This is a genomic window from Clostridium sp. DSM 8431, assembly GCF_900116755.1.
Lineage (GTDB): Bacteria > Bacillota > Clostridia > Clostridiales > Clostridiaceae > Clostridium.
In genome coordinates, this window is record NZ_FPBY01000262.1 from 1 (window position 1) to 3039 (window position 3039).

The 3039-nt window shown below is 30.4% G+C and carries 3 protein-coding genes; all 3 read right to left on the bottom strand.

Translation table 11 applies throughout. From position 1 onward, the window contains the following. Positions 1-133: 133 nt before the first annotated feature. From BM384_RS16425 to BM384_RS16435, 3 genes are read right to left on the bottom strand one after another with little or no spacing between them, the layout of a single operon-like run. The gene (locus BM384_RS16425) at positions 134-892 is read right to left on the bottom strand and encodes an ABC transporter ATP-binding protein (RefSeq protein ID WP_090015254.1); all 759 of its coding nucleotides are present in this window, start codon (positions 890-892) and stop codon (positions 134-136) included. Beyond that, the gene (locus tag BM384_RS16430; RefSeq protein ID WP_090015256.1) at positions 885-1853 is read right to left on the bottom strand and encodes an ABC transporter ATP-binding protein; all 969 of its coding nucleotides are present in this window, start codon (positions 1851-1853) and stop codon (positions 885-887) included. The genes BM384_RS16425 and BM384_RS16430 overlap by 8 nt, the downstream gene beginning before the upstream one ends. A gap of 9 nt (positions 1854-1862) precedes the next feature. After that, a complete protein-coding gene (locus BM384_RS16435; protein ID WP_090015259.1) occupies positions 1863-2984 on the bottom strand; it encodes an ABC transporter substrate-binding protein in 1122 nt (373 codons plus the stop codon). Positions 2985-3039 lie beyond the last annotated feature (55 nt).

Below are 3039 nucleotides of genomic sequence, written 5' to 3' on the forward strand. Positions count from 1 at the left end.
TTCTCAAAATTTGATGAAAATCCAATAAATATAAAAGGAGAACGTCCTTATTTAAGCACGAACTTTAAAGGACGTCCACCTATATTTGAATAGCTAGTTTTACTTATCACTCTATTTAAAAATACAGCCTTTTTTAAATATATCTTAAAAGTTCTTTTGTATACTCATGCTTAGGATTACTAATTACTTCATGAGCATCTCCAGACTCTACTATATTTCCATCTTTAATAACTATGACCTTATCACAAAAACTACTAACTAAAGCTAAATCATGCGAAATAAATATATAAGATATTCCAAACTTTTTTTTCATATCTATTAAAAGCTCAATAATTTGTGCCTGAACTGATACATCTAAAGCACTTGTAGCCTCATCACATATAAGCACCTTAGGATGAGCTGCTAGTGCCCTTGCTATTGCTGCTCTTTGACATTGACCTCCACTAAGCTCTCCTGGATATCTATATTTAAATTCTAAAGGAAGACCTACTAAGTTTAATAAGTCATCTACATAGTTTTCTCTATCTTCTTTAGTTTTTGAGCATAAACTACATACAAATTCACTAATAGATTCCCCAATAGTCATTCTAGGATCAAAGGAACCCTGTGCATTTTGAAAAACCATCTGTATTTCTTTATAAACACTTTTTAATTCTTTGCCTTTAGCCTTACTTATATCTTTGCCCTCTAAAATAACTTCTCCTGAGTCTGCCTTTTCAAGATTCATTATAATATTAGCTAAAGTACTCTTCCCACATCCACTTTCACCAACAATACCTAATACCTCTCCTTTACTTAGAGTAAAAGATATATTATTAGAAGCTATATGTGAATGATTTTTCTTCTTATATTCCTTTTTAATATTCTTACACTCTAATATTAACTCACACATTTTCACTAATCTCCAGTTTTTCTTCTAAGCTGCAGGCTATCCATCTTGTATCATCTACCATCCTTAATTTTTGATCTGTATTTCCACAGTGTTCATTCTTTGAATGGCATCTCTTCTTAAAAATACATCCCTCAATCTTATCAGAAAACTTTGGTGGACTTCCCTTTAATCCTTTAGGAACATTTCCACCTATCTTCGGAACAGCATTTATAAGAGCTTTAGTATAAGGATGGCTTGGTTTTTCCATTACAGCCTCCTTATCTCCAAATTCTAGTATCTTCCCACCATACATAACTGCAACCTTATCTGCCATCATAGATACAACCTTCATACTATGGGTAACTACAATTATACTTGTATCAAAATTATCTCTAAGACTTATAAGCTCCTTAACTACAGCATATTGAGAAGCTGTATCTAAAGCACTAGTTGGTTCATCTGCCACTAAAATTTTAGGCTTCATAATTACAGCTAAAGCTAAGGCTATTCTCTGTCTCATACCTCCACTTAATTCAAAAGGATAGCTATTTAAAATGCAAGAAGCCTCTTTAAAATTAAGCTTTTCTAAAAGATTCTCGGCAGTTTTTAAAGCTTCCTTTTTACTTATTTTCATATGACTTTTTAATACCTCTACAAATTGCTTTCCTATCTTCCTTATAGGATTTAAAGTAGAACCTGGATTTTGAAGAATAACTCCTATTTCTTTTCCTAAAAGCTTTCTCTTTTCTTCACTTGGAAGCTTTAAAATATTTTTATCATCAAAAATAATTTCTCCATCTATTATTTTCTCATCATGCCCCATCATCTGAGTTAACGCTCTGCTTAAAGTACTCTTGCCACACCCACTTTCACCAACTACAGCAAGAATTTCACCTTTTTTTAAACTAAAAGATATATCCTTTAATATCTCTATATCTTTATTACTCAATTTTAAGTTTTTTACCTCTAATAATGTCTCCATACTATTCACCTATTCTATATATGTATCAGCATTAAATTCATAATAATCTGTTTGATGTGGAGTTAATCCTTTAATATTACTTTTCATTACAAAACTCATCTTCATATGTGCAATAAAATTATATGCCTCATCTTTAAGCACAATCTTTTGAATTTCAATAGCAGTCTTATCTCTAATGCTCTTATCCAATTCAGTATTTAACTTATCAATTAACTTATTAACTTCTTCATTTTTATAGGAGCCATAATTTAAACTTCCATTGGTTTTTACTACATTAGCTAAATATGCTGCTGAATCTCCAGTGGAAGAAGTTATATTTGAGTATAATGCTAAATCAAAGTCACCTGTACTTAAAAAATCATCAATATTTTCTTTAATGCTAATTTCCACATCTATTCCTGCGCTTCCCAAATCATATTGAATAGCTTGTGCAACATTAGGTAACTCTGGTTTAGATGAGTATGTAACTAATCTTAATGCTTTTCCTTTATTACTTAGACCTACTGCCCCTTCTTCTTTTAAAATTTGAATAGCCTCTTCTTTAGTTAAACTACTTTTCTCTTCCTTCAATGCATAGTTAGTATTACTAGAAAACATCCCTAAAGCTGGCTTTGCCTGATTATTTAAAATTGAAGAACAATATTTCTCTTTATTACTATCTATAATAGCATTAATTGCTTGTCTAATCTTATAGTTTTTTAGTAATTTATTTTCCTCATTAAAATATAAGACCATAACTCTAGAAGTATCTACTGTATCTATTTTATATTTATTGTCTTTAGAGAACTGATCTATCATAGCATAAGATAAACCTTGGGCTGCATCTATTTCTCCAGATTGAAGTGCCATTGAAAGTATGTCTGAATCTGTTATTGATATAACTTTTAAAGAATCAAGCTTTACATCTCCATTCCAATAATCATTATTTTTAACGAAAGTACTAGCACTTGTATAATCAAAGCTTTCTACTTTAAAAGGTCCTGTTCCAATAGGCTTCTCATTAATATTTTCTTCATCTACATCTATTATTGAAGCATATGGGTCACACAACTCATTTATTAACGTAGGATTCTCTTTAGTTGTTTTTATAACTGATATGATACCTCTAAAGTAGACATGGTAAATAACCAAACTCTACTTTGGAGGTATTTTTTTATGGGAAGAAAATTTAAATATTCAGTTGAAG